We start from the raw sequence: 18,618 nt of genomic DNA on the forward strand, positions 1-18,618 counted from the left end.
TGTACTTTCTATTTTTGAAGTATGAAAGATTTAATAATCATAATGGTATCGTTGCTAATGTATTCCTGTATTGGAAAACATAGAGTGGATGTTTGGAAAACGATGACGATTGCTCCAGGAGACAGCATCGTTGTTGGTAAAATAAAAGCACCAGCGGTTTTGGAAATTAAAAACTTGTCGGATGAAAACTTATTGTTGGTTTCCCAACTGAAAATGCAAAAGCAGATTTTGGCGAGATCATCGTTTTCTTACAGATTGCCAAAAAAGAGTGGTTTGATATTGGAGAATCCAACTAAGAATCCGCTTTCAATTCATTTGCATTATTCTTCTAATAAACCGATTCCAATTAATCACAAACAACTACAATGAAAAAACAACAGCTCTTATTTCTTCATATATTTTATTGGAGTATTTACATTTTAGGAACATTTATATTTCCTTATTTATTATTCGGAAAACAAGCTGATTATTTCAAAATAACCTTTGCTATTACAAGTTTTATATGTTTTTACATCAATTATTTTTTTGTCATTCCGAAGTTCTTTCATCTTCAAAATCTATCTAAGACACTGCTTGCTTTTCTCTTAAGTGTTTTTTGTTTTGTATTGATTCGCTATTTTGTAGAAGAGATTTTTTCACCTTATTTTTTTGGGATTAGAAATTACAATGAGAAAACATCTTTGAGTTTTTATTTTTATGACAATATCTATTACAGCAGTACTACGATTTTTATAAGTACAGTTTTTTGCTTGTTTAAATTAATGTCCGACGCAGAAATTGAGAAAAGGCAACTTATAGAAGAGAAAAAGAACTCAGAACTTCAAGCTTTAAAAACCCAGATCAATCCGCATTTTATCTTTAATACTTTGAATAATATTTATTCTTTGGTTTATCAAAATTCCGAAAAAGCTTTGCCGGCAATTGAAGAATTAAGCCAATTGTTACGATACAGCACGAAAGATTTGGAGAAAGATTTTATTCCGTTAGAGAAAGAAATTGGTTACCTGGAAAGTTTGATAGAACTCGAAAAACTCAGAATCAAGAATCCGGAATTATTGATCATTAATAAAAAAATCAACTTCCCGACTCTGAATATTTCACCGATGCTTTTGGTTCCGTTTGTGGAAAATGCATTCAAACACGGCGATTTTTCTGCGAAAGGTTTTACTTTAAATATTTCTGATGAAAGTCAAAGAATTCATTTTTATCTGCAAAATTTTAAGAAATCGAAATCAAAAGATTCTGTTTCAGGAATTGGAATCGGGAATGTGAAAAAGCGACTGGAAATTCTTTATCCGAACCAACATGAACTGAATATAACAGAAAGCGAAACCGATTTTACCGTAGATTTGAAGATTGATTTGAGAAATGGATAAAATAAGATGCATTGTTGTAGATGACGAACCGCTGGCGGTGTCCTTGCTGGGAAGTTACGTGGAAAAAATCCCTTTTATGAAACTGGTTTTTTCCACCGAAAACCCAATCGAAGCGATGGAATTTATCCAAAATAATGAGGCCGATTTGATTTTCCTCGATATCCAGATGCCCGAACTTTCAGGGATTAATTTTATGAAAATCGTCGGCAACAAACTCAGATACATCCTCACAACGGCTTATGCAGAATATGCATTAGAAGGTTATGACCACAATGTGATCGATTATCTTCTGAAACCGATTTCTTTCAGTAGATTCGAAAAAAGTACGCAAAAAGCTTTGGAAAGATTTACAGTAAATGAAACCAAAGAAAATACATATTTCTTCGTCAAATCTTCCGGGCATCAACATAAAATTATTTTTGATGAAATTCTTTTCGTAGAAAGCATTAAAGATTATGTCAATATCAAGACTGAAAATCAGGAATATATCGTTCTTGACACATTGAAATCGCTTGAAAATCAATTGCCGGATAATTTTGCCAGGGTTCATAAATCCTTCATTCTGAACCTCGAAAAAATCGAAAAAATTGATATTAAAAATGTTTTCCTCAGTTCTGGAAGAGAAATTCCGATTGGTGAAACATATAAATCAGATTTCCTGCTGAAATTGAAAAAATAACAACTGATATTAACAATATTCTAAATTTATGGCTTTCAAATTGTAAAACAAACCAGAATATTGTAATTTTGCATCACACAACACATAGGATGCAGAAAAAATTATTGGCAATTATCAATTCTATTAAAAAGAATAAATTTGAAGAAGAGATTCCGGAAATCAGGCCGGAACAAAAACTTAGAGAAGATCTCAACTTCGATTCTTTTGATCTCGCAGAACTTACCGTAAAGATAGAGGAAGAATTTGGCGTCGATATTTTCGAAGATGGATTGGTAAATACAATTGACGAAATCTATACAAAACTTAAATGTTTTTCTTAATCGATCAGAATTTTTCTTTGTCATACAAAGAGATTCTGCAAAAGATTAATTCCTCTGATTCTTACACAGATTGCTATATCTATCCGGATTTGAAGGCCTTTTTCCTCAACTGGATTTTGGCTTTGGTCAATGATAAAAATATTGCATTGATGGATTCTGATATTTCCGAAAAAGAAATCACATCCAACAATCTGCAGATTAATCAACTCATCAGTATTGATACTCCAAAACAATTTAATTCTGTTCGGGAGTTAATTGATTCGATCAGAAATTCACAATCAGAGATTACGCTTTTTACTTCCGGAACAACTGGATTTACGAGAAAATTCACGCATCCTTTGAAAAACCTGGTCAGAAAAATCAACGTTTCTGAAACAAGGAAAGATGATGTCTGGGCTTTTGCATTTAATCCGACGCACGTTGCCGGTGTTCAGGTCTTCTTCCAGGCGATTCTGAATCAGAATCTTTTGGTTAATGTTTTTCTGGCTCCGAAAGATTTTATCATCGATTCTATCAAAAAATATAAAATCACGAATCTTTCTTCCACACCCACTTTTTACCGCTTGCTTTTACCTTTGAAAGAATCTTTTGATTCGGTTACAAAAATCACCGTTGGTGGCGAGAAATCAGATTCTCACTTGATTTCTGAAATCGGAAAAGCGTTTCCGAATGCCAGAATCAACAATGTGTATGGTTCCACGGAAACCGGACCTTTGTTTTCTTCTCAGAATGATGAATTTTTTGTTCAAGAAAAACATATTGGTCTAATAAAAGTTGTGGATGATGAATTGTACATTCATAAAGATTTATTCGGACAAAATTCACAATTGAATTTGATTGATGGTTTCTACGCCACCGGCGATTTGATCGAGTGGATTGATGATGAACAAAGACGATTCAGATTTACATCCAGAAAAAATGAATTGATCAATGTGGGCGGTTATAAAGTGAATCCTTACGAAGTTGAAGATGAGCTGACGCAACATGAAAGTATCAGAAACGTAAGGGTTTACGCAAAATCAAATGCTGTTTTGGGAAATATCATCTGTTGCGAAATAGAATTACATCCTGACACAGAATTGAAGGAAGAGGACGTTCGGTTTTTTCTTAATGGAAAGATTCAAAATTTCAAAATTCCAAGAAAAATTTCGTTTGTTGATAAAATAGAATTAACCAGAACCGGAAAAAAGAAAATAGTATGAATGTATTGATAACGGGCATTTCCAGAGGTGTTGGCTTGGAAGTCTGCCGATTGTTTCTGAAGAAAGGACACACAGTTTATGGTATCAGCAGAACAGAATCGGAGGAACTGAAAACTTTGGAAAAACAATATCCGGAAGATCTTTTCTTCAAAACCTTCGATTTGTCAAATCCTGAAAATATCAGGCAGGAAATTTTTAAAGATTTTGTCAAAAATCAGATTCCGATACATGTGTTAATCAATAATGCGGCGATGGCTTATGACGATATTGTCACGAATCTCAATTATGAAGATTTGAAAACAATGTTTGATGTTAATCTTTATTCTCCGATGTTTCTGACGAAATATGCGATTAGAAATATGATTTACAACCGGGTTTCCGGAAGCATTATTCATATTTCGTCAATCAGTGCGCACACGGGTTACAAAGGTTTGTCGATGTATGCAGCTTCCAAAGGTGCTTTGCAGTCATTTTCCAAAAATATTTCGAGAGAATGGGGAGAAAGAGGCATCCGTTCCAACATTGTAGTTCCCGGTTATATGGAAACTGCGATGAATGTAAAACTAACACAGGATCACAAAAACCGAATTTTCAAAAGAACCGCACTGAAAAAAGAAACCGATATGCAGTCTGTGGCAGAAACTGTTTTGTTTCTGGCAGGTGAAAAGGCAAAATCAATTACAGGACAGGAGATTTTCGTGGATTCAGGAACTCTTTAAATAACAAAAACTATGATCAATCTAATTTACAAAGCACTGAATATCATTCCAAAAGCAATTGCAAAAATTGAAAAGCTTTATTCTTACAGCATTCTCAATTCGCATTCAGGTGTAAGACTTCACCCTGATTTGAAAATCGGGAAATCGACCACTTTTGAGTTGGATGATGATGCCAAATTTGAAATTGGAAAAAATGTGATTTGGAGAGATCATAACGCTATAAGAATCAGAAAAGGGGGAACTTTGATTTTCGGTGATAACGTTGATCTCAGTCATTACATCTCTATCAACTGTCTGGATAAAATCGAACTGGGCGATGATACCTGCATCGCAGAAGGCTGCAAATTTTACGATCATGACCACGCCTTCGATACAAAACCGGAATACATCTGGCATAAAACCAAATTCAATACAGCACCAATCATCATCGGGAAAAATGTAAAAATCTACAGCAATGTTACGGTTCTGAAAGGTGTAACCATTGGTGACAACTGTATCATTGGCGCCAACTGTGTCATTTCCAGAAATGTTCCGCCTAATTCCATCATCTTCGGAAAACACGAGTTGATGAGGTTGCCTTTGATGTAATTTATTTGGGTAGCTATTTCCGCTTTCCGTTCCCAAACCTAACAAGTGGTTTGACGAAGGCAGTCTTTTTTGCGCATGTTTTGTCTTTAAAGGTCTTTTTCAGAAAGCAAAAAAGATTTCCATTCATGTCGGGCTGCGAGTGATTGAACGTTTAGAAAACACTTTATATTTTAAACTTAAAAAATTTAAAGTAAAAAATTTGCAAAGCCGTCTTATTCGTATGGAGTCGCTATCTTTACAGCCAATGGCCGAAAAAAAATCTGTATCTATTACGGAAGTCGTGAAAAACTACGGCTCCCAACTCTTGCGCTTTATCAATTCTAAAGTGGCAAAGACGGAAGATGCGGAAGATATTCTACAGGAAGTTTGGTTTCAGACCAGCCGATTGACCAATCTTAACGAATTGGAAAACGTTGGAGCCTGGTTATACTCGGTTACAAGGAACAAAATTATTGATAGCTATCGAAAAAAGAAAACGGAATCTCTGGAAGATTTCGTTTATCAGGACGAAGATGGTGAACTGAATGTAAAGGATATTCTTTTGGCCGATGACAGCAATAATCCGGAAATCGCGATGTTCAAAGATTTATTCTGGCAGGAACTGATGAAAGCTCTGGACGAGTTGCCGGAAAAACAAAAACGGGTGTACGTTCAAAACGAACTGGAAGATAAAACCTTGCAGGAAATTGCTGACGAAGAGGGCGAAAACATAAAAACAATTATCAGCAGAAAGTCTTATGCAGTGAAACATCTGCGCAAAAGTCTGAGAAAGCTTTATGATGATTTAAATGATTAATATTTAAGAAAATGAAAAGAAATAATAAAAAATTTTGGTTAGCTATTCCTTGCATAATTGCAGCAGTGGGATTATTTATTTGGTTTTTCCAGTGGCTTTGGAATAGTATCTTGCCAGATGTTTTAGGTGTAAAATTGATTAGTTACTGGCAATCATTAGGGATTTTGGTTATATCAAAAATATTATTCGTCGGGTTGGCCAATGCAAAAGAAAAATTCAAAAACCGGAATAATTTCAGAGGTCCGGATCATATGAAAGAAAACTGGAAAAAGAAATTCGAAACACAGTTCTGCGCAAGCGAAGAAGAGCGTGAAAAGTTCAAAGAAATGTGGAAACAAAGATTTGAATCTAAATTTTGCAGACAGGATATGGACGATGAAAATAGTAAATAAAGACATTTCTCCTGCGAATCCTATATTTCATTTTTTATTCTAAATTTGGAAGAAACTTAAACAAATGAAATCACTGTTTACAATCCTTTCTTTATGCCTGTTTTCATTATCTCATGCTCAAAAAGGATTCGACCAAAAATTGGCAGATTCTCTCGGTGCAGACCAATATGGGATGAAGTCTTATTATCTTGTGATTCTTAAAAAAGGAAAAGCAGAAATAACCGATAAGGCCAAGAAATCGGAACTGATGAAAGGCCATATGGATAATATCAGCAAACTGGCAAAAGATGGCAAACTGATTGTTGCCGGGCCAATGTTAGAAAAAAATCCAAATGACTATAGTGGTATTTTCATTCTTGATGCGAAAACCAAAGAAGAAGCGGAAAGGCTGGTTTTGACTGACCCTTCTGTAAAAGCAGGGATCTTCGAAACCGAGATTTATAAATGGTATGGCTCTGCTGCGCTTCCGCTTTATTTAAAATCGCACGATAAACTGACCAGAGTCCATTTTTAAATTCTCTAAACCACAAACACAAAAACCACTATAAAATAGTGGCTGTTGAAAAATTAATTTCTATGAATTTTGATTTGATTTTTCTCGGTTGCGTTGATGATTTTTGAGATATCGTCCGGGGTGAATTTTCCTTTTATATCTACAAATACACTTTCATCGTTATCATCATTCACAGTGATAATCATTCGCTTGATAATGTCTTTGGACTGTTGTGCATTGATGCTTACAACCTGGCCTTGCTGTTTTACAGACATCCATTCTTCGTAGTTATTTTTATCCAGATATTTCTGAAATTCTGCTTTCACAGGTGTTCTAGAACTTTCTACAATCAGAACTTTTACGTCGCTGATTTTCTTAATGAGGTCTATCACTTCCTGGCTTTCTCCATCTTCTCTCAGCGCTTGCTTCACATAAGATTTTGCAAGAAAAGTAGGAACGTTAATGCTTACAAAAGTTGAATTGTTTTTAAATCCGGGATTGTCAAAAAAATCAGTATGAACTTTATTTTGGGAAACCATACACGACTGGAGAAAGAAACCGACAATCGTCAAAATAATAAGGTATAAGAATCGTAGCATAATATTAGTTTTAATTGGTTGATGAGATGCTTGCGCCAGTAACTTCCTGGGCAGATTTGGTTACTTTCGAAGGATTTCCTTTGTATTGGATGGATGATGCCGAACTTGCGCTTGCAGTGATGCTTTCCGTCGTATTGATTTTCACGCTGGAGCCGGAAGAAGCATCTACAACAGCAGATTTCACTACAAAGTCGCCTGCTGAAACCGAACTTCCACTGCTTGCGCTTATCACGCTGGAATCTGCTTTTCCGGATAATTTCAGAGAACTTCCGCTGCTCGTTTCCAAAGCCAGAGATTTGGTTTCAAGATTCATTTTTACACTGGAACCTGATTCTAATTCCAAAGCAGTGTTTGTAGAAACTTTGAAAGTTCCTGAAACCAGTGAACCTGAGTTGCAGCTTGCTGCGAATGTACTCTCGGTGATTGGTGTCACAGCTTTAAAAGATGCACCGGATTTTGTTGTGAGTCTTGATAATTTTGGCCCGGAAACTACTACTTTCAGGTTGTTGATGTTCAGGTTTCTCACACCTTTGTTTCTGATGAAGATCTTTAAAATTCCATTTTCAACTTCCGTGATGACATACTGTTGCTTATCGGGGTCAACATTCACAGTCACACTTTGATTAGTACTTTGTGAGAAATCCACGGAAACTCCTGTAGATACTTCAATTCCGTTGAAAGCCGGGACGTTCCTCACACTTACAAGATTAGTGTTGTCCGATTTGATAGTTGAAACCGGGTTAACCGAGGTTTTCGTCTGAGTTTCTTCCATCAGTTTGCTCACATCATCCATTGAGATTTTCCCATCCAGCATCATCAGAACAGAAGTGTCCTCTGACATAATGTTAAGAATCAAATTATCCATAACATTCGCTGTGATATCCTGCGCCATGAACTTGATCTTAGCGTCACGGTTGTTGACCGTTACCAGTTCCTCATATTTCATGTTTTTGAGGGAAGCGGCAATTTCTTTTTCGATTTTCTTTTCGTCTACCAGGGAATTATCAGACGTTTTCGATTTTTCCAGAACCAGCATTTTCAGTCCGTCCACCTTTCCAAGAAGTGGTTGGATTTTTCCCAATTCTTCATTATCGATTTTCAGATTATTCAATAATTTGAACATTGGTTTTGCAATCTTGATAGAGGTCACACCTTCCGTGTCCTGATATTTGTCAAAGAGCTTATTGAGTTCCTCCGTTTGTCCGAAAATATTCGTAGACAGGAGAAATAATACGATTAGTAATGATATTTTTTTCATAATGATATTGAAATTTAATTAATGATTTGCTACTTCCTCGGAAGTGTTAGAATATTCTGTAATAGCAATTCATTGTTTTGATTGATGTTAAAAATTAAGAATCCTGTAAAAGTCCAAAGATTGATTCTGGGCAGATTCTGCGTGATTTATGGTTTGGGTAACGTTACTTGCAAAAAAATTAAAAGTATCCTCTGTCACAGCAATTGCCTCCTGCTCATTGTAGATTGGTTTTCCATTGATGATGACATAATTCGGATTGTAATCTGAATTGGAGCTTACTTTATTTTGATTAATATTTTCTTCCGTTTGTTTTGGTTGATGATGAGCGAATTGTGCTTTTGATTTCTGATTATCAACAACACTTTTCTCCTTATTTAATTTTTTCTCAGGCTGAGCATTTTGTTGTGCCAAGACCGGCTTTTGTGTTGAAGTTTCTTCTGGCTTCAAAGTTTTTGGCGCTTCAACCGTCTGAGATGTTTCAGTATGATTAGCGATTTGAGGCTCAATATTTTCCGGGTTATTGAACATCCAAAGTCCACTGATTCCCATTAACAAAACCAAACTCGCTGCCATCCAATATTGCTGGTAAGATTTCTTTTTGACTATTGGAAGCACCACTGTTTTTGGCTGTTCCGCTTTCTTCAGGAAATCCTCGAAGCTTATATCTAGTTTTTCCTGTTTCTCTTCTTTCAGAAAAGAGAAATATGGATTATCGCTTTCATTTTTGAGAAACAGATGCTCTTCCGGCGTCAATTCTTCGCCTTCGAAGAACTTAGATTCCCAATCCTTGTATCTGTCTGTTTTCATATTCATAAAGTTTGTTAATAGAATTTTTCACCTTTTGTCTGGCTCTCATCAGGTTGATTCGGACAGCGTTCTCTTCCATTTCCAGCATCTGTCCAATCTCTGATATCTCATATTCCTCTACATCTTTAAGGTGAATGACCATTTTTTGTTTCTCCGGCAGTCGAGAGATGAATCCCAAAATCTGCTCCCTCATATTATTCGTCTCTATCTGATAAAGCTCCGAATTGTGTCTCGTCTGGCTTGCAAACCCGAGCTTCACTTCGTGGTGTTTCAGGCGGTTCAGGCATTCGTTTTTGATACTTCTCATGGCGAAACTTTTTAGGTTGTCTACAGCCAGAAGTTCTTCTTTCTTTTGCCAGAACTTCATCATCAGATCCATTACCACATCTTCGGCTTCATCTGCGCTCATCAAGAACTTTTTCGCAAAACGATACATCTCATCCTTGAGAATGTATACCGAGTTTTGAAAGTTGTCTTGAGTCATAGATTCAGTTTAATGTTTTGAGGTTCAAAGTTTTTTGGTTTAAAACCTCATAGTTCTTGGTTGTTTAAAAGTAAGACATTTGTTGTCCTAAGTTTATTACATCAAAAATAAAAAAAGAACTTCAATAAATATTAAAGTTCTGATAATCAATTTACTATTTTGTGAAATATTTTTACAATTCTTACGTTATATTTTTCATTGGAAGCTTCAATTCCTTTTTTAAGATTTTATAATTATTCACCAGAATTCAAAGTCGCTGAATCTTTTTCTGATGCTCCTTTCGGATTCATTGTTTTGTTAAGCTTTTCCATCTCGAAAGGGAAATTCTCGAACAATCCGGATAACGCCAATGCAGAATATACTTTGCCAGAATATTTGTTTCCGATGGCAATAATTGTGACTTTCGATTTCAGAAGATGCGCAAAAACCGAATTGGTTCCATGCCACCAACCGTTGTGATATGTCAGCTTTTCTCCATTGTCAAATTCTTTCATTCGGAATCCTAAACCGTAATTATTGACTCCTTTTTTCTCATTGCTATATGGTTCGAAGATTTTGCCCGCCAATTCTGGTTTCAGGAAATCTTTGGAGAATAACGCAACGGAAAAATTGAGCAAATCTCTCGGCGTGGTGTACACATTTTTGTCGCCATAAATCAAATCCAGCTTGTCCAAAGGATACAATCTGTAACCGCTGAAAAACGATTGCGAAGCCGTTGGAATGTCTTTTTTCCGGAAAATGTAGGTATGATCCATCTTCAAAGGTTTGAACAGAATCTCCTGCATCGCTTCCGGGAAGGGCGTTGCGGTGACTTTTTCAACAATCAAAGCCAATAGCGCAAAGTTGGTATTACAATACATAAATCCAGTGTTGGACATTCTCGCCAATGCAGGATTATATTTGATGAGCATATCCAAAACGTCCTGATTGGTAAGGAATTCTTTCTTCAGTTCTTCAGGAGCGGGTTTGATGCCTTGGTCAAAATGTTCATATTTCGGCAATCCGCTTCTTTGGGAAAGTAAACTGAAAACAGTGATTTCTTTGTATGGGAATTTTGGAAAGAACTTGGTCAGGTCGTCTTCCAGTTTCAGTTTTCCGGCTTCAATCAATTTCAGAACAGCCATTGCAGTCATCGTTTTACTAACAGATGCCACGTGAAGCGAAGTGTTTTCATCGATTGGCATTTGCTTGCCTTCTCTTGCAAATCCACGGTACTTTTCGAAGATAATTTTATCGCCTTTCGCCACAAGAATTCCACCACTCAGGTCACCCTGTTCCCAGACTTTTTGGTAATAATTATTGATAACCGGCAAAACAGAAGTTTGATTTTCCAGCGTAGATTCTGCCGGCGTGAAAACTTTTGATAAATCAACGTTGCTGTAATTGGGAAGTTTAGATTGGTAATTATCTGTTTCAGTTTCATCTTTCTTTTTACAGGAATAAACTGATACAATTGCTAAAACTACCGTGATTATTTTTCTAAAATTCATCTGTTACCCAAACTTCGTTAAGGCTCGCAAGTTAACATAAAATGAAAACTTGACCGAACGGAATTATCTTAACAAAAGTTAAATGTGAATAAAAATCTCCCAACAATTTACATGTTGAGAGATTAGCATTTGTTAATAAATTTAAGATTACAGCTTTATAAATTTCTTGCTTATTTTGTTACCCGATTTTGAAATTCCAGTTATTATATAATTTCCTTTTGGGAGATTCGAGACATTAATATCTGAAATTGAATAATAATTTTGCTTAATAATTTTCCCTGAAAAATCTGAAATAATAATATTTGAAAGTTCATCCGAAAAGTTAATTACATCCTTCACAGGATTAGGATATATAATTAATTCACTTTTATGGATATCAGAAACTGACAATCCGCAATCTGTACTGTAAGTTGCCGTTGTATCTTTTTGCCAATCGGGATAGTTTTCGCTTGCTGCAGGATTATCAACTTGAATGCAAGTAAGTTTTGGATTATTGGTTGATTGGAAAAATGAAATCAGGTTATTCGTACCGTTCTTAAGATTAAGAGTTTCTAGTTCATTATCACTTACTCTTATAAAAGTTAAATCAGAATTCTTGCTTAAGTCTAGAGTTGTCAATTTATTGCCCCAACAAGAAAATTGTACTAATGAAGTATTTTTACTGATGTCTAAATATTTTATTTTATTATCTCCACAAAATAATGTTTTTAAAAGTAGATTTTTACTTACATCCAAATTAGTTATACCATTGTTGCCTACAGAAAGATATGTCAAAGCAGTATTTTTACTAACATCTAAAGTACTTATAAGTGCATTATCAAAAACTTGTAAAATCTTTAGATTAACATTTTTGCTAACATCTAAGTTGCTCAATTGAGTTGCACCGCAATAAAACTCATTTAAATCTACATTTTGGCTTAAATCGATATTAGATATTTGAGTTCCACCAATATCCAATAATTTCAGCGATTTGTTTTGAGTTAAATCTAAAGAAACTATTGCTGTTTCAGCGGTGTAAAATTGTTCGAGATTTGGATTATGAGTTAGATCAAGATTATTTAAAAATTGATTGAATGAGCAATACAAAGTTTTTAATGCTAAATTATTACTTGTATCTATAAAAGTCAATCCGTTATTCCCACACAATAACTCTGTTAGTTCTAAACATTGGCTAATTTGTATATATTGAATACCTGAGCCATTACAGTTTATTTTTTTTAATTTCTCATTATAGAATAAATTTAAATCATTAAAATTGTTAGAATAGCAAATTAATTCTGTGATATTTTTAAAATTTTCAATTCCCTTCAGGCTTGTAATATTTCTGCTGTTACAATCAATTGTTCCAGTAAAAGCTTCGGCTTCGGAGATTTGTATTTCATTATCTCCATTGGTGTTTATCTCAGAATTCCCGACCAAATAAGCTTTGAAATTTGAATCATAGAATTCGACATTTTGAGCATTGATAGAATCAACTCCAATAAATAAAATAAAAATAAGTATTAGTTTTTTCATAGTTTAGTTTTTTTGTGAATATAATGTTAAATTTTAAAATTATTCAAAATCTTATCAACAATAACCTGAGCCAGTTTTTCTTTGCTTTGATGCGTCCAGCCTGCGATGTGTGGTGTAACAATCACTTTTTCAGAATCTAATAGATATTTCAGATCTTGATTTTCTGTTTCCAGATTTTCAAAAGATGACTTTTCGTATTCCAAAACATCCAGACAGACACCTAAAATCTTGCCTGATTCAATTGCTTGTACTAAAGCTTTAGTTTTTAAATTTTTCCCTCGAGCGGTATTGACGAAATAGAAATTCTTTTCCATTTTAGAAATGAATGTTTCATCAATCAGATAGTTGGTTTTGTCCGTCAAAGGTATATGAAGACTCAAAATATCAGCTCTTTTTTGAAGTTCCTCCAAAGAAACCTGTGTTGCAAATTCATCGGAGAGATTAGGCAAAATATCGTGAAAAATAACCTCAACGCCAAAACCGGAAAGTCTTCTCGCTGTCGCTTTTCCCATATTGCCATAACCAATAATTCCGAAAGTTTTTCCGAGTAATTCATCGCCACGGTTTTCTTCCCGTTTCCAGATTCCGTTTTTGACTTCGGTGGAAGCAATGAACAAACGGTTCATCAGGATCAACAACATCCCCACAACATGTTCCGCAACAGAATCCCGGTTTCCTTCCGGAGAATTGATGAGTTTAATATTTAATTTCTCTGCCGTTTCGATATCAATATTTTCCATTCCTGCGCCAACTCTTGCGATGAATTTTAGATGAGACGCTTTGGTCAGAAAATTCTCATCTAATGGGATTCGGCTTCTGATAATAATTCCTTCATAATTCCTGATTTTCCCTAAAACTTCCTCGTAAGTTGACGTATGGTCTTCTTCTACAATAAAATCTTTGGCAGATAATTGTTCAGAAATTAAGGGATGGTTTTTATCGAGCTGAAGGATTTTCATTTACTGCAATTTTTTTCATAGTAATCTAAAAGTGGAGAAGCGTCTTCTTTTAATTTGATCTTTCCGTTTCTAAAATCATTCGCCATGTTTGGACATAGGTCTTTGAAAAAATTTTCAATGAAATTTCCAACCCATTTTTTCTTTGTCAGATAATTATCCGAAGAATTAAAATATATCATCTCAGGCATTTTGTCTTTATACTGAAAATAGAAACCTATGAAAGTACTGGCTGTCATTGTATTTCCTGTGGACATGTTAGTATAGCCATCGCTGTAACTTTTAGTAACATACGCAGAGATATCACCGGATGTACGGGTTTTGTTTAGCCATGCGACCTCTGTCACCGGTTTTCCGCTTCCTCTTTTATATGAAGTTTCCTTTCTTTCCAGGACAAAAGGTTCATTGGTTTTGTTGTCATGATATTCAACTTTTTCTATGTCATCATATTTGATTCTTTCTTTTTTTGATTGAGAATCTTCTATGAATTTCATTTTAGATTCCCCATTGTCAACATAATCGCCTTTGCCCTTTTTAACGGAACCATTTTTTAAGTAGACAATGACGTCATATTTCTGTCCAAAACAAATCAGGGAAAAAAATAAAAAGCAGATGAGGAATTGTCTTTTCATAAGTTAGATATTATGTTACTCTCCTAAGAATAATTTTTTCAGTTCTACAGAATCCGTTGGTTTCATTCTTCCGGACAGGATCAGAGATAATTCTTTTCTTCTCTGGGCAGCATGGAAACGTTGGATCTCTTCTTCGGTTTCCGGTTCCAGTGGCGGAATCGGGATCGGGCGGTTAAACTCATCCACCGCCACGAAAGTATAAATGCCTTCATTGGTGTGGATTTTTCGCTGGTTGATAGGATCATCCAGCCAGACATCAACATAGATCTCCATAGAAGTAGAAAATGCCCTGGAAACCTTAGACTCCAGAACTACAATTCCACCTTCCGGAATCGGATGGTTGAATGAGACGTGATTTACAGAAGCTGTTACTACACGTCTTTCGCAATGTCTTGTAGCCGAGATCGATGCAGCACGGTCCATTTTTGACAATAGTTCGCCTCCGAAAAGATTTCTTAATGAATTGGTCTCGTTCGGGAGAACGATATTCGTCATCACCGTTAGGCTATCTATTGGATTTTTGGATTTTTGCATTCGTTGGAGGTTTTATACTGTCTGTTTTTACAGAATCTTGTTTTATGATTGTTTTCGTTTCTTTGGCTTGAGGTTTTCTTGTAATTTGCTTTACAGGAATTTGTGATGATTTCCCGAATATTATTTCCTGATCGCCAAAAAGAAAAAGTGCTGTGAAACCAATAACAATCACAGATACAAAAGTCCAGATAACACTCTTTTGGAAACTATATTCGGCTGTAAAATTATTCCTGGATTTTAGATTTTTAAGGTGCTGCAGATCGACTTCTTCAAAACCGAATACATCCTCATTGTTATCCGCAATCTTGATGATTTTATTATCATTATCCAGTTGAAACTGTCCCAGGTTTTCCAGAACCAAGATTTTCTCAGCTTGCAATTTCTGCAACCAATTGTCAATTTCTTTCTTCAGATTTGTTTGCACAATGGAAAGATCGTTGCTGGTTTCTTCAGCAATATATCTGGCGAAACGGTCGTCATAACCGTAGGGATGGTATTCGAAAGTGACAGATTCTTTCGGAGGGATAATAACAGAATTTGCGGCATCAATTTTAGCCGATTCCCGGGTAAATTCGAAAACCCCGAATTCCGGGACTTCTGCTTTTTTATGCTTCAGAAGGTATTGATATAAAAGATATTCAAAATTCATCGCCACAAAACTACATAATTTTTAATGTTAAAGAAAATATAAAAGGTCGCTTTTGCAGCAACCTTTAGATTTGATATGAATTAAGTAAACTTAGTATGCAAATTTCACAGAGTCCGAAATATTTTCACCCGAAATTGTAATAAGATACACACCTTTTTGGGAAAGACCAAGATCTATCGGGTTTCCGTTTGCATTTACTTTTAAGGTCTTTACAATTCTGCCTCCGGATTCATAAACCGTCAATGCGAGATTACCCTTTGCAGCCGTAAAAAGTTTGCCTGCTGCAACCTGAGATTTTGCCTTTCGGCTAAAATCGGAAACAGACATTGTAGATAAAGTTGTTGGTCCGTCAAGGTCTTTGTCTGCAGATTGTCTGCCTGGTGCTGACGTTCCGTTTTGCTGGTCCTTTAAAACAATACCGATTCTCTGTACCACAGCGCCTTGTGGCATTGTCGTGTTGGAATTGGTGAAAAGCTTTGTGTTCAGATTGATAGTGCCTACAAAGGCTCCTTCTGCGTTATCCCAGACCATTGTTGTATTTGAGTTTGTCCAGGCATCATCGAAGTTTCCTTGATTATTATCGCCGTCAGACTGTGCTGACCAGACATGCACATAAATCGTCGGTGCGCCTTGAGGATCGTAAAAGCTCCAATCACCTGATTTTCCGTACGTTAATTTGTAAATACCATTGGATACTGTGTAAGTTAGCTGTGCGGACAGCGCAACACCTGCAAAGGCTGCAAGTGCCATTGAATAGAATTTTTTCATAAATGTAAATTTTTAAGGTCTATATTTGATTCCAATTGATTTTTTATCAACAAATTGAAATCCCTGTAAATCTAATATTAATTTTAATTTGACAGTAAAAAAAATTACATAGACCTTAAAAAAATACATAATTATCTGAAATTCAGACTGTAAAATTTATTTAAACTTCATGGAAATGCCGAAAAGGAAGTTTGTTCTTGCCTGAGAGAAGTAATAAGGTCCACTAAAACCATTATTGACATACTTCGTATTGGTGAAATTATTTAACAAGAACCTGAGAGTTATATCCTGTTTCTGCAAAGGCAATTTGTAGGACATATTAAAATCCGGGACGAAATAGGAATCTAATTGATTTTCTTTATCGCCTGAATTATCAAGATATTGTTTTCCAACATATTGCGCTGTAGCACCAAGATTAAAGTTTTTAAACGGCGAGTAAATTATATTCCCGTTTGCTATAATATTTGGTGAAAACGAAATATCTTCTCCTCCATATGTTTTTTGAACGGTGATTTCATTAGCGGGATTAGTAGGATCTGGCTCCTTTACGTCCACTGTATATTTCATTATTTTGTTATTGCTCAGCGTTAGGTTGGCAGATACTTGTAGCTTTTCCGATAATCTTGCCAAAGTACCAATCTCAATTCCCAAGCGGTAACTTTTCCCGATATTTTCTTTGATAAACTCACCAACATTTGTCAATTGTCCATTAAGCGCCAGCTGATCTATATAGTACATATAATAGGCATTGGCGGTGAAAGAGATTTTGTCAAACTGCTGTTCCCATCCAGCTTCGAAATCATGAAGGGTTTCCGGTTTTACCTCCGGATTTGCAAAAAGATCATCTCTATTGGGCTCGCGATGCGCATTCGCATATGAAACGAACACTTTTCCGTTATCTATATTATAATTAATCCCGGCTTTTGGATTGAAGAATGTCCAGTTACGATCCAGATCTGCACCTTCACCGTCGCCTTGTGAAATGATTTTTGTATTGTAATCAATGTTTCTCAGTTGCAGATCTCCGAAGAATTCCAACTGATCAAGTTTATAAATTGCTTTTGCAAAGCCCGAAACTTCATTTTTAACAGACCGGTTCCTGTAATATTCGAACTCATCAATTTCAGGGAAAAAGACACCTGTCACGTTCCCGAAATGTCTTCCGTAATATTGGTTGGCAACAGCCCCGAAATTTAGATCAAGATTACCCAGTTTTCCATACAAAGTAGAGATCACACCATAGAAATCATTATCAAGCCATTTTTTTCTGATGAAATCCGAAGTCTTAATTTCAGTTCCATTGTCGATGATATTTGGTAAATTATATTTGGAGAATTTAGCGCCCTGCTTATAATTTTCATACCAGCCTTTTCCTTTGGTATAATGGGCTGTGGTTTCTAATTTCCAATCGTTAGAAAATTTTTGATTCCATAATAGCTGATAATGACTTTGTCTGTAATTATCAGTTTCATTATTATAAAATCCAACAATATTTTCCCAGTTATCGTCATAGATTGCTCCCGAATAATTGAATTTTGGGTCGGTTTCCCAAGTCGCTTTATCAATACCATTCCAGGCCTGATACGTTTTTTCTTTTCCTCCGAATGCCAAAAATCTCAACTCCGTATTTTTTTCCTGGAATAAAGCTGAAAAATTATAAGAATGCAGATTAGAAGACGCTCTGTCAATATAACCATCGGAATGGATCTGGGTGTATCTTCCCATCACCGACAAACGGTTATTCCAGAATTTTCCGGAATTAATTTCTGCCGAGTATTTGTAAGTGTTGAATGATCCGTAAGAGTCATCCGACTTTACCGAAAACTCATCCGAAGGATCTTTGGAAATTACATTCACACTGGCTCCGAAGGCCGAAACGCCGTTGGAAGATGTTCCCACACCTCTCTGGATTATAATTTGCGAAGCGGAGCTGGTAAGATCCGGAACATTGACAAAAAAAGTTCCCTGCGATTCGGAATCATTATAAGGAACGCCATTCAGCATAACGTTGATGCTTGTGCCTGCAGTTCCACGGATCCGTAAACCAGTGTAACCGACACCGTTTCCTGCGTCAGAGGTTGAAACAACGGACATTTGGTTTTTCAGAAGGATCGGCAGATCCTGTCCTAGGTTTTTGTCTGCCAGTTCTTTTTCGACATTGATGATCGATTTTGCAACCGGCGTTCTTTTCGTGAATTCTACGGCCTGGATACTCGTAACTTTTACAGAATCTGTAGTTTGTGAAAAATAAAATGGAGCAATGAATACTCCTAAAAAAATAAATCCTTTCATTCTTTTAAATTTAATTGTTAAAATTTATTGGAATAAAAGGGGCGACTATAGAAAACGACAGATGGTGTT

Annotated in this window: 22 protein-coding genes; 10 read left to right on the forward strand and 12 right to left on the reverse strand. The window is 35.7% G+C overall.

The features are described from left to right. The first annotated feature begins 21 nt into the window (after positions 1-21). The 10 genes from BUA97_RS09320 to BUA97_RS09365 all read left to right on the forward strand — a co-directional run bounded on the left by BUA97_RS09320 (position 22) and on the right by BUA97_RS09365 (position 6,586). Complete coding sequence (locus BUA97_RS09320; protein ID WP_139258291.1) at positions 22-369, forward strand: hypothetical protein; 348 nt, start codon at positions 22-24, stop codon at positions 367-369. A gap of 392 nt (positions 370-761) precedes the next feature. Next, entirely contained in the window at positions 762-1,376 is a 615-nt protein-coding gene (locus BUA97_RS17330) for a sensor histidine kinase (RefSeq protein WP_245795867.1), read from the forward strand. Next, positions 1,369-2,055, forward strand: a complete 687-nt coding sequence (locus BUA97_RS09330; protein WP_072997582.1) for a LytR/AlgR family response regulator transcription factor — start codon at positions 1,369-1,371, stop codon at positions 2,053-2,055. The genes BUA97_RS17330 and BUA97_RS09330 overlap by 8 nt, the downstream gene beginning before the upstream one ends. Before the next feature lie 89 nt (positions 2,056-2,144). Continuing rightward, on the forward strand, positions 2,145-2,375 hold the full coding sequence (locus BUA97_RS09335; protein ID WP_072997583.1) for an acyl carrier protein: 231 nt from the start codon (positions 2,145-2,147) through the stop codon (positions 2,373-2,375). After that, entirely contained in the window at positions 2,363-3,577 is a 1,215-nt protein-coding gene (locus BUA97_RS09340; RefSeq protein ID WP_072997584.1) for an ANL family adenylate-forming protein, read from the forward strand. Before BUA97_RS09335 ends, BUA97_RS09340 begins: the two co-directional genes overlap by 13 nt. Further along, positions 3,574-4,296, forward strand: a complete 723-nt coding sequence (locus BUA97_RS09345; RefSeq protein ID WP_072997585.1) for an SDR family oxidoreductase — start codon at positions 3,574-3,576, stop codon at positions 4,294-4,296. The genes BUA97_RS09340 and BUA97_RS09345 overlap by 4 nt, the downstream gene beginning before the upstream one ends. 12 nt (positions 4,297-4,308) lie before the next feature. Then, positions 4,309-4,884 (forward strand): acyltransferase, encoded by a 576-nt coding sequence (locus BUA97_RS09350; RefSeq protein ID WP_072997586.1) that lies wholly within the window; start codon positions 4,309-4,311, stop codon positions 4,882-4,884. A 220-nt stretch (positions 4,885-5,104) separates the two neighbouring features. Next, entirely contained in the window at positions 5,105-5,680 is a 576-nt protein-coding gene (locus BUA97_RS09355) for an RNA polymerase sigma factor (RefSeq protein WP_072997587.1), read from the forward strand. Between the two features lie 11 nt (positions 5,681-5,691). Continuing rightward, on the forward strand, positions 5,692-6,072 hold the full coding sequence (locus tag BUA97_RS09360) for a hypothetical protein (RefSeq protein WP_072997588.1): 381 nt from the start codon (positions 5,692-5,694) through the stop codon (positions 6,070-6,072). Positions 6,073-6,136: 64 nt separating this feature from the next. Beyond that, positions 6,137-6,586: a YciI family protein gene (locus BUA97_RS09365; RefSeq protein ID WP_072997589.1), complete on the forward strand. Its 450-nt coding sequence runs from the start codon at positions 6,137-6,139 to the stop codon at positions 6,584-6,586. A 53-nt stretch (positions 6,587-6,639) separates the two neighbouring features. On the opposite strand, the gene BUA97_RS09370 is transcribed toward BUA97_RS09365, so the two are convergent. The 12 genes from BUA97_RS09370 to BUA97_RS09425 form a co-directional block, all read right to left on the reverse strand. Beyond that, positions 6,640-7,164, reverse strand: a complete 525-nt coding sequence (locus tag BUA97_RS09370; RefSeq protein WP_072997590.1) for a DUF4252 domain-containing protein — start codon at positions 7,162-7,164, stop codon at positions 6,640-6,642. 10 nt (positions 7,165-7,174) lie between these two features. Further along, complete coding sequence (locus tag BUA97_RS09375; RefSeq protein WP_072997591.1) at positions 7,175-8,422, reverse strand: DUF4252 domain-containing protein; 1,248 nt, start codon at positions 8,420-8,422, stop codon at positions 7,175-7,177. 87 nt (positions 8,423-8,509) lie between these two features. Next, on the reverse strand, positions 8,510-9,229 hold the full coding sequence (locus BUA97_RS09380) for a hypothetical protein (RefSeq protein WP_072997592.1): 720 nt from the start codon (positions 9,227-9,229) through the stop codon (positions 8,510-8,512). Further along, entirely contained in the window at positions 9,195-9,713 is a 519-nt protein-coding gene (locus BUA97_RS09385; RefSeq protein ID WP_072997593.1) for an RNA polymerase sigma factor, read from the reverse strand. The genes BUA97_RS09380 and BUA97_RS09385 overlap by 35 nt, the downstream gene beginning before the upstream one ends. Positions 9,714-9,946: 233 nt before the next feature. After that, positions 9,947-11,203: a serine hydrolase domain-containing protein gene (locus BUA97_RS09390; RefSeq protein WP_072997594.1), complete on the reverse strand. Its 1,257-nt coding sequence runs from the start codon at positions 11,201-11,203 to the stop codon at positions 9,947-9,949. Positions 11,204-11,350: 147 nt separating this feature from the next. Further along, the gene (locus tag BUA97_RS09395) at positions 11,351-12,718 is read right to left on the reverse strand and encodes a T9SS type A sorting domain-containing protein (RefSeq protein ID WP_072997595.1); all 1,368 of its coding nucleotides are present in this window, start codon (positions 12,716-12,718) and stop codon (positions 11,351-11,353) included. A 26-nt stretch (positions 12,719-12,744) separates the two neighbouring features. Next, positions 12,745-13,677, reverse strand: coding sequence for a 2-hydroxyacid dehydrogenase (locus tag BUA97_RS09400; protein WP_072997596.1), 933 nt, complete (start codon positions 13,675-13,677; stop codon positions 12,745-12,747). Further along, complete coding sequence (locus BUA97_RS09405; RefSeq protein ID WP_072997597.1) at positions 13,674-14,306, reverse strand: hypothetical protein; 633 nt, start codon at positions 14,304-14,306, stop codon at positions 13,674-13,676. The genes BUA97_RS09400 and BUA97_RS09405 overlap by 4 nt, the downstream gene beginning before the upstream one ends. A 15-nt stretch (positions 14,307-14,321) precedes the next feature. Then, entirely contained in the window at positions 14,322-14,840 is a 519-nt protein-coding gene (locus tag BUA97_RS09410) for an acyl-CoA thioesterase (protein WP_072997598.1), read from the reverse strand. Further along, complete coding sequence (locus BUA97_RS09415) at positions 14,812-15,489, reverse strand: hypothetical protein (protein ID WP_072997599.1); 678 nt, start codon at positions 15,487-15,489, stop codon at positions 14,812-14,814. Before BUA97_RS09415 ends, BUA97_RS09410 begins: the two co-directional genes overlap by 29 nt. A gap of 90 nt (positions 15,490-15,579) precedes the next feature. Next, positions 15,580-16,257 (reverse strand): T9SS type A sorting domain-containing protein, encoded by a 678-nt coding sequence (locus tag BUA97_RS09420; protein WP_072997600.1) that lies wholly within the window; start codon positions 16,255-16,257, stop codon positions 15,580-15,582. Between the two features lie 156 nt (positions 16,258-16,413). Further along, positions 16,414-18,549 (reverse strand): TonB-dependent receptor, encoded by a 2,136-nt coding sequence (locus tag BUA97_RS09425; protein ID WP_072997601.1) that lies wholly within the window; start codon positions 18,547-18,549, stop codon positions 16,414-16,416. Positions 18,550-18,618: the final 69 nt, after the last annotated feature.

Origin of the sequence: Epilithonimonas mollis, from assembly GCF_900142325.1 — a bacterium.
Taxonomy (GTDB): domain Bacteria; phylum Bacteroidota; class Bacteroidia; order Flavobacteriales; family Weeksellaceae; genus Epilithonimonas; species Epilithonimonas mollis.

Coding starts and splice junctions, on each gene's coding strand:
- BUA97_RS09320 (WP_139258291.1), top strand. CDS start 22: ATGAAAGATTTAATAATCATAATGGTATCGTTGCTAATGTATTCCTGT.
- BUA97_RS17330 (WP_245795867.1), top strand. CDS start 762: ATGTCCGACGCAGAAATTGAGAAAAGGCAACTTATAGAAGAGAAAAAG.
- BUA97_RS09330 (WP_072997582.1), top strand. CDS start 1,369: ATGGATAAAATAAGATGCATTGTTGTAGATGACGAACCGCTGGCGGTG.
- BUA97_RS09335 (WP_072997583.1), top strand. CDS start 2,145: ATGCAGAAAAAATTATTGGCAATTATCAATTCTATTAAAAAGAATAAA.
- BUA97_RS09340 (WP_072997584.1), top strand. CDS start 2,363: ATGTTTTTCTTAATCGATCAGAATTTTTCTTTGTCATACAAAGAGATT.
- BUA97_RS09345 (WP_072997585.1), top strand. CDS start 3,574: ATGAATGTATTGATAACGGGCATTTCCAGAGGTGTTGGCTTGGAAGTC.
- BUA97_RS09350 (WP_072997586.1), top strand. CDS start 4,309: ATGATCAATCTAATTTACAAAGCACTGAATATCATTCCAAAAGCAATT.
- BUA97_RS09355 (WP_072997587.1), top strand. CDS start 5,105: ATGGAGTCGCTATCTTTACAGCCAATGGCCGAAAAAAAATCTGTATCT.
- BUA97_RS09360 (WP_072997588.1), top strand. CDS start 5,692: ATGAAAAGAAATAATAAAAAATTTTGGTTAGCTATTCCTTGCATAATT.
- BUA97_RS09365 (WP_072997589.1), top strand. CDS start 6,137: ATGAAATCACTGTTTACAATCCTTTCTTTATGCCTGTTTTCATTATCT.
- BUA97_RS09370 (WP_072997590.1), bottom strand. CDS start 7,164: ATGCTACGATTCTTATACCTTATTATTTTGACGATTGTCGGTTTCTTT.
- BUA97_RS09375 (WP_072997591.1), bottom strand. CDS start 8,422: ATGAAAAAAATATCATTACTAATCGTATTATTTCTCCTGTCTACGAAT.
- BUA97_RS09380 (WP_072997592.1), bottom strand. CDS start 9,229: ATGAAAACAGACAGATACAAGGATTGGGAATCTAAGTTCTTCGAAGGC.
- BUA97_RS09385 (WP_072997593.1), bottom strand. CDS start 9,713: ATGACTCAAGACAACTTTCAAAACTCGGTATACATTCTCAAGGATGAG.
- BUA97_RS09390 (WP_072997594.1), bottom strand. CDS start 11,203: ATGAATTTTAGAAAAATAATCACGGTAGTTTTAGCAATTGTATCAGTT.
- BUA97_RS09395 (WP_072997595.1), bottom strand. CDS start 12,718: ATGAAAAAACTAATACTTATTTTTATTTTATTTATTGGAGTTGATTCT.
- BUA97_RS09400 (WP_072997596.1), bottom strand. CDS start 13,677: ATGAAAATCCTTCAGCTCGATAAAAACCATCCCTTAATTTCTGAACAA.
- BUA97_RS09405 (WP_072997597.1), bottom strand. CDS start 14,306: ATGAAAAGACAATTCCTCATCTGCTTTTTATTTTTTTCCCTGATTTGT.
- BUA97_RS09410 (WP_072997598.1), bottom strand. CDS start 14,840: ATGCAAAAATCCAAAAATCCAATAGATAGCCTAACGGTGATGACGAAT.
- BUA97_RS09415 (WP_072997599.1), bottom strand. CDS start 15,489: ATGAATTTTGAATATCTTTTATATCAATACCTTCTGAAGCATAAAAAA.
- BUA97_RS09420 (WP_072997600.1), bottom strand. CDS start 16,257: ATGAAAAAATTCTATTCAATGGCACTTGCAGCCTTTGCAGGTGTTGCG.
- BUA97_RS09425 (WP_072997601.1), bottom strand. CDS start 18,549: ATGAAAGGATTTATTTTTTTAGGAGTATTCATTGCTCCATTTTATTTT.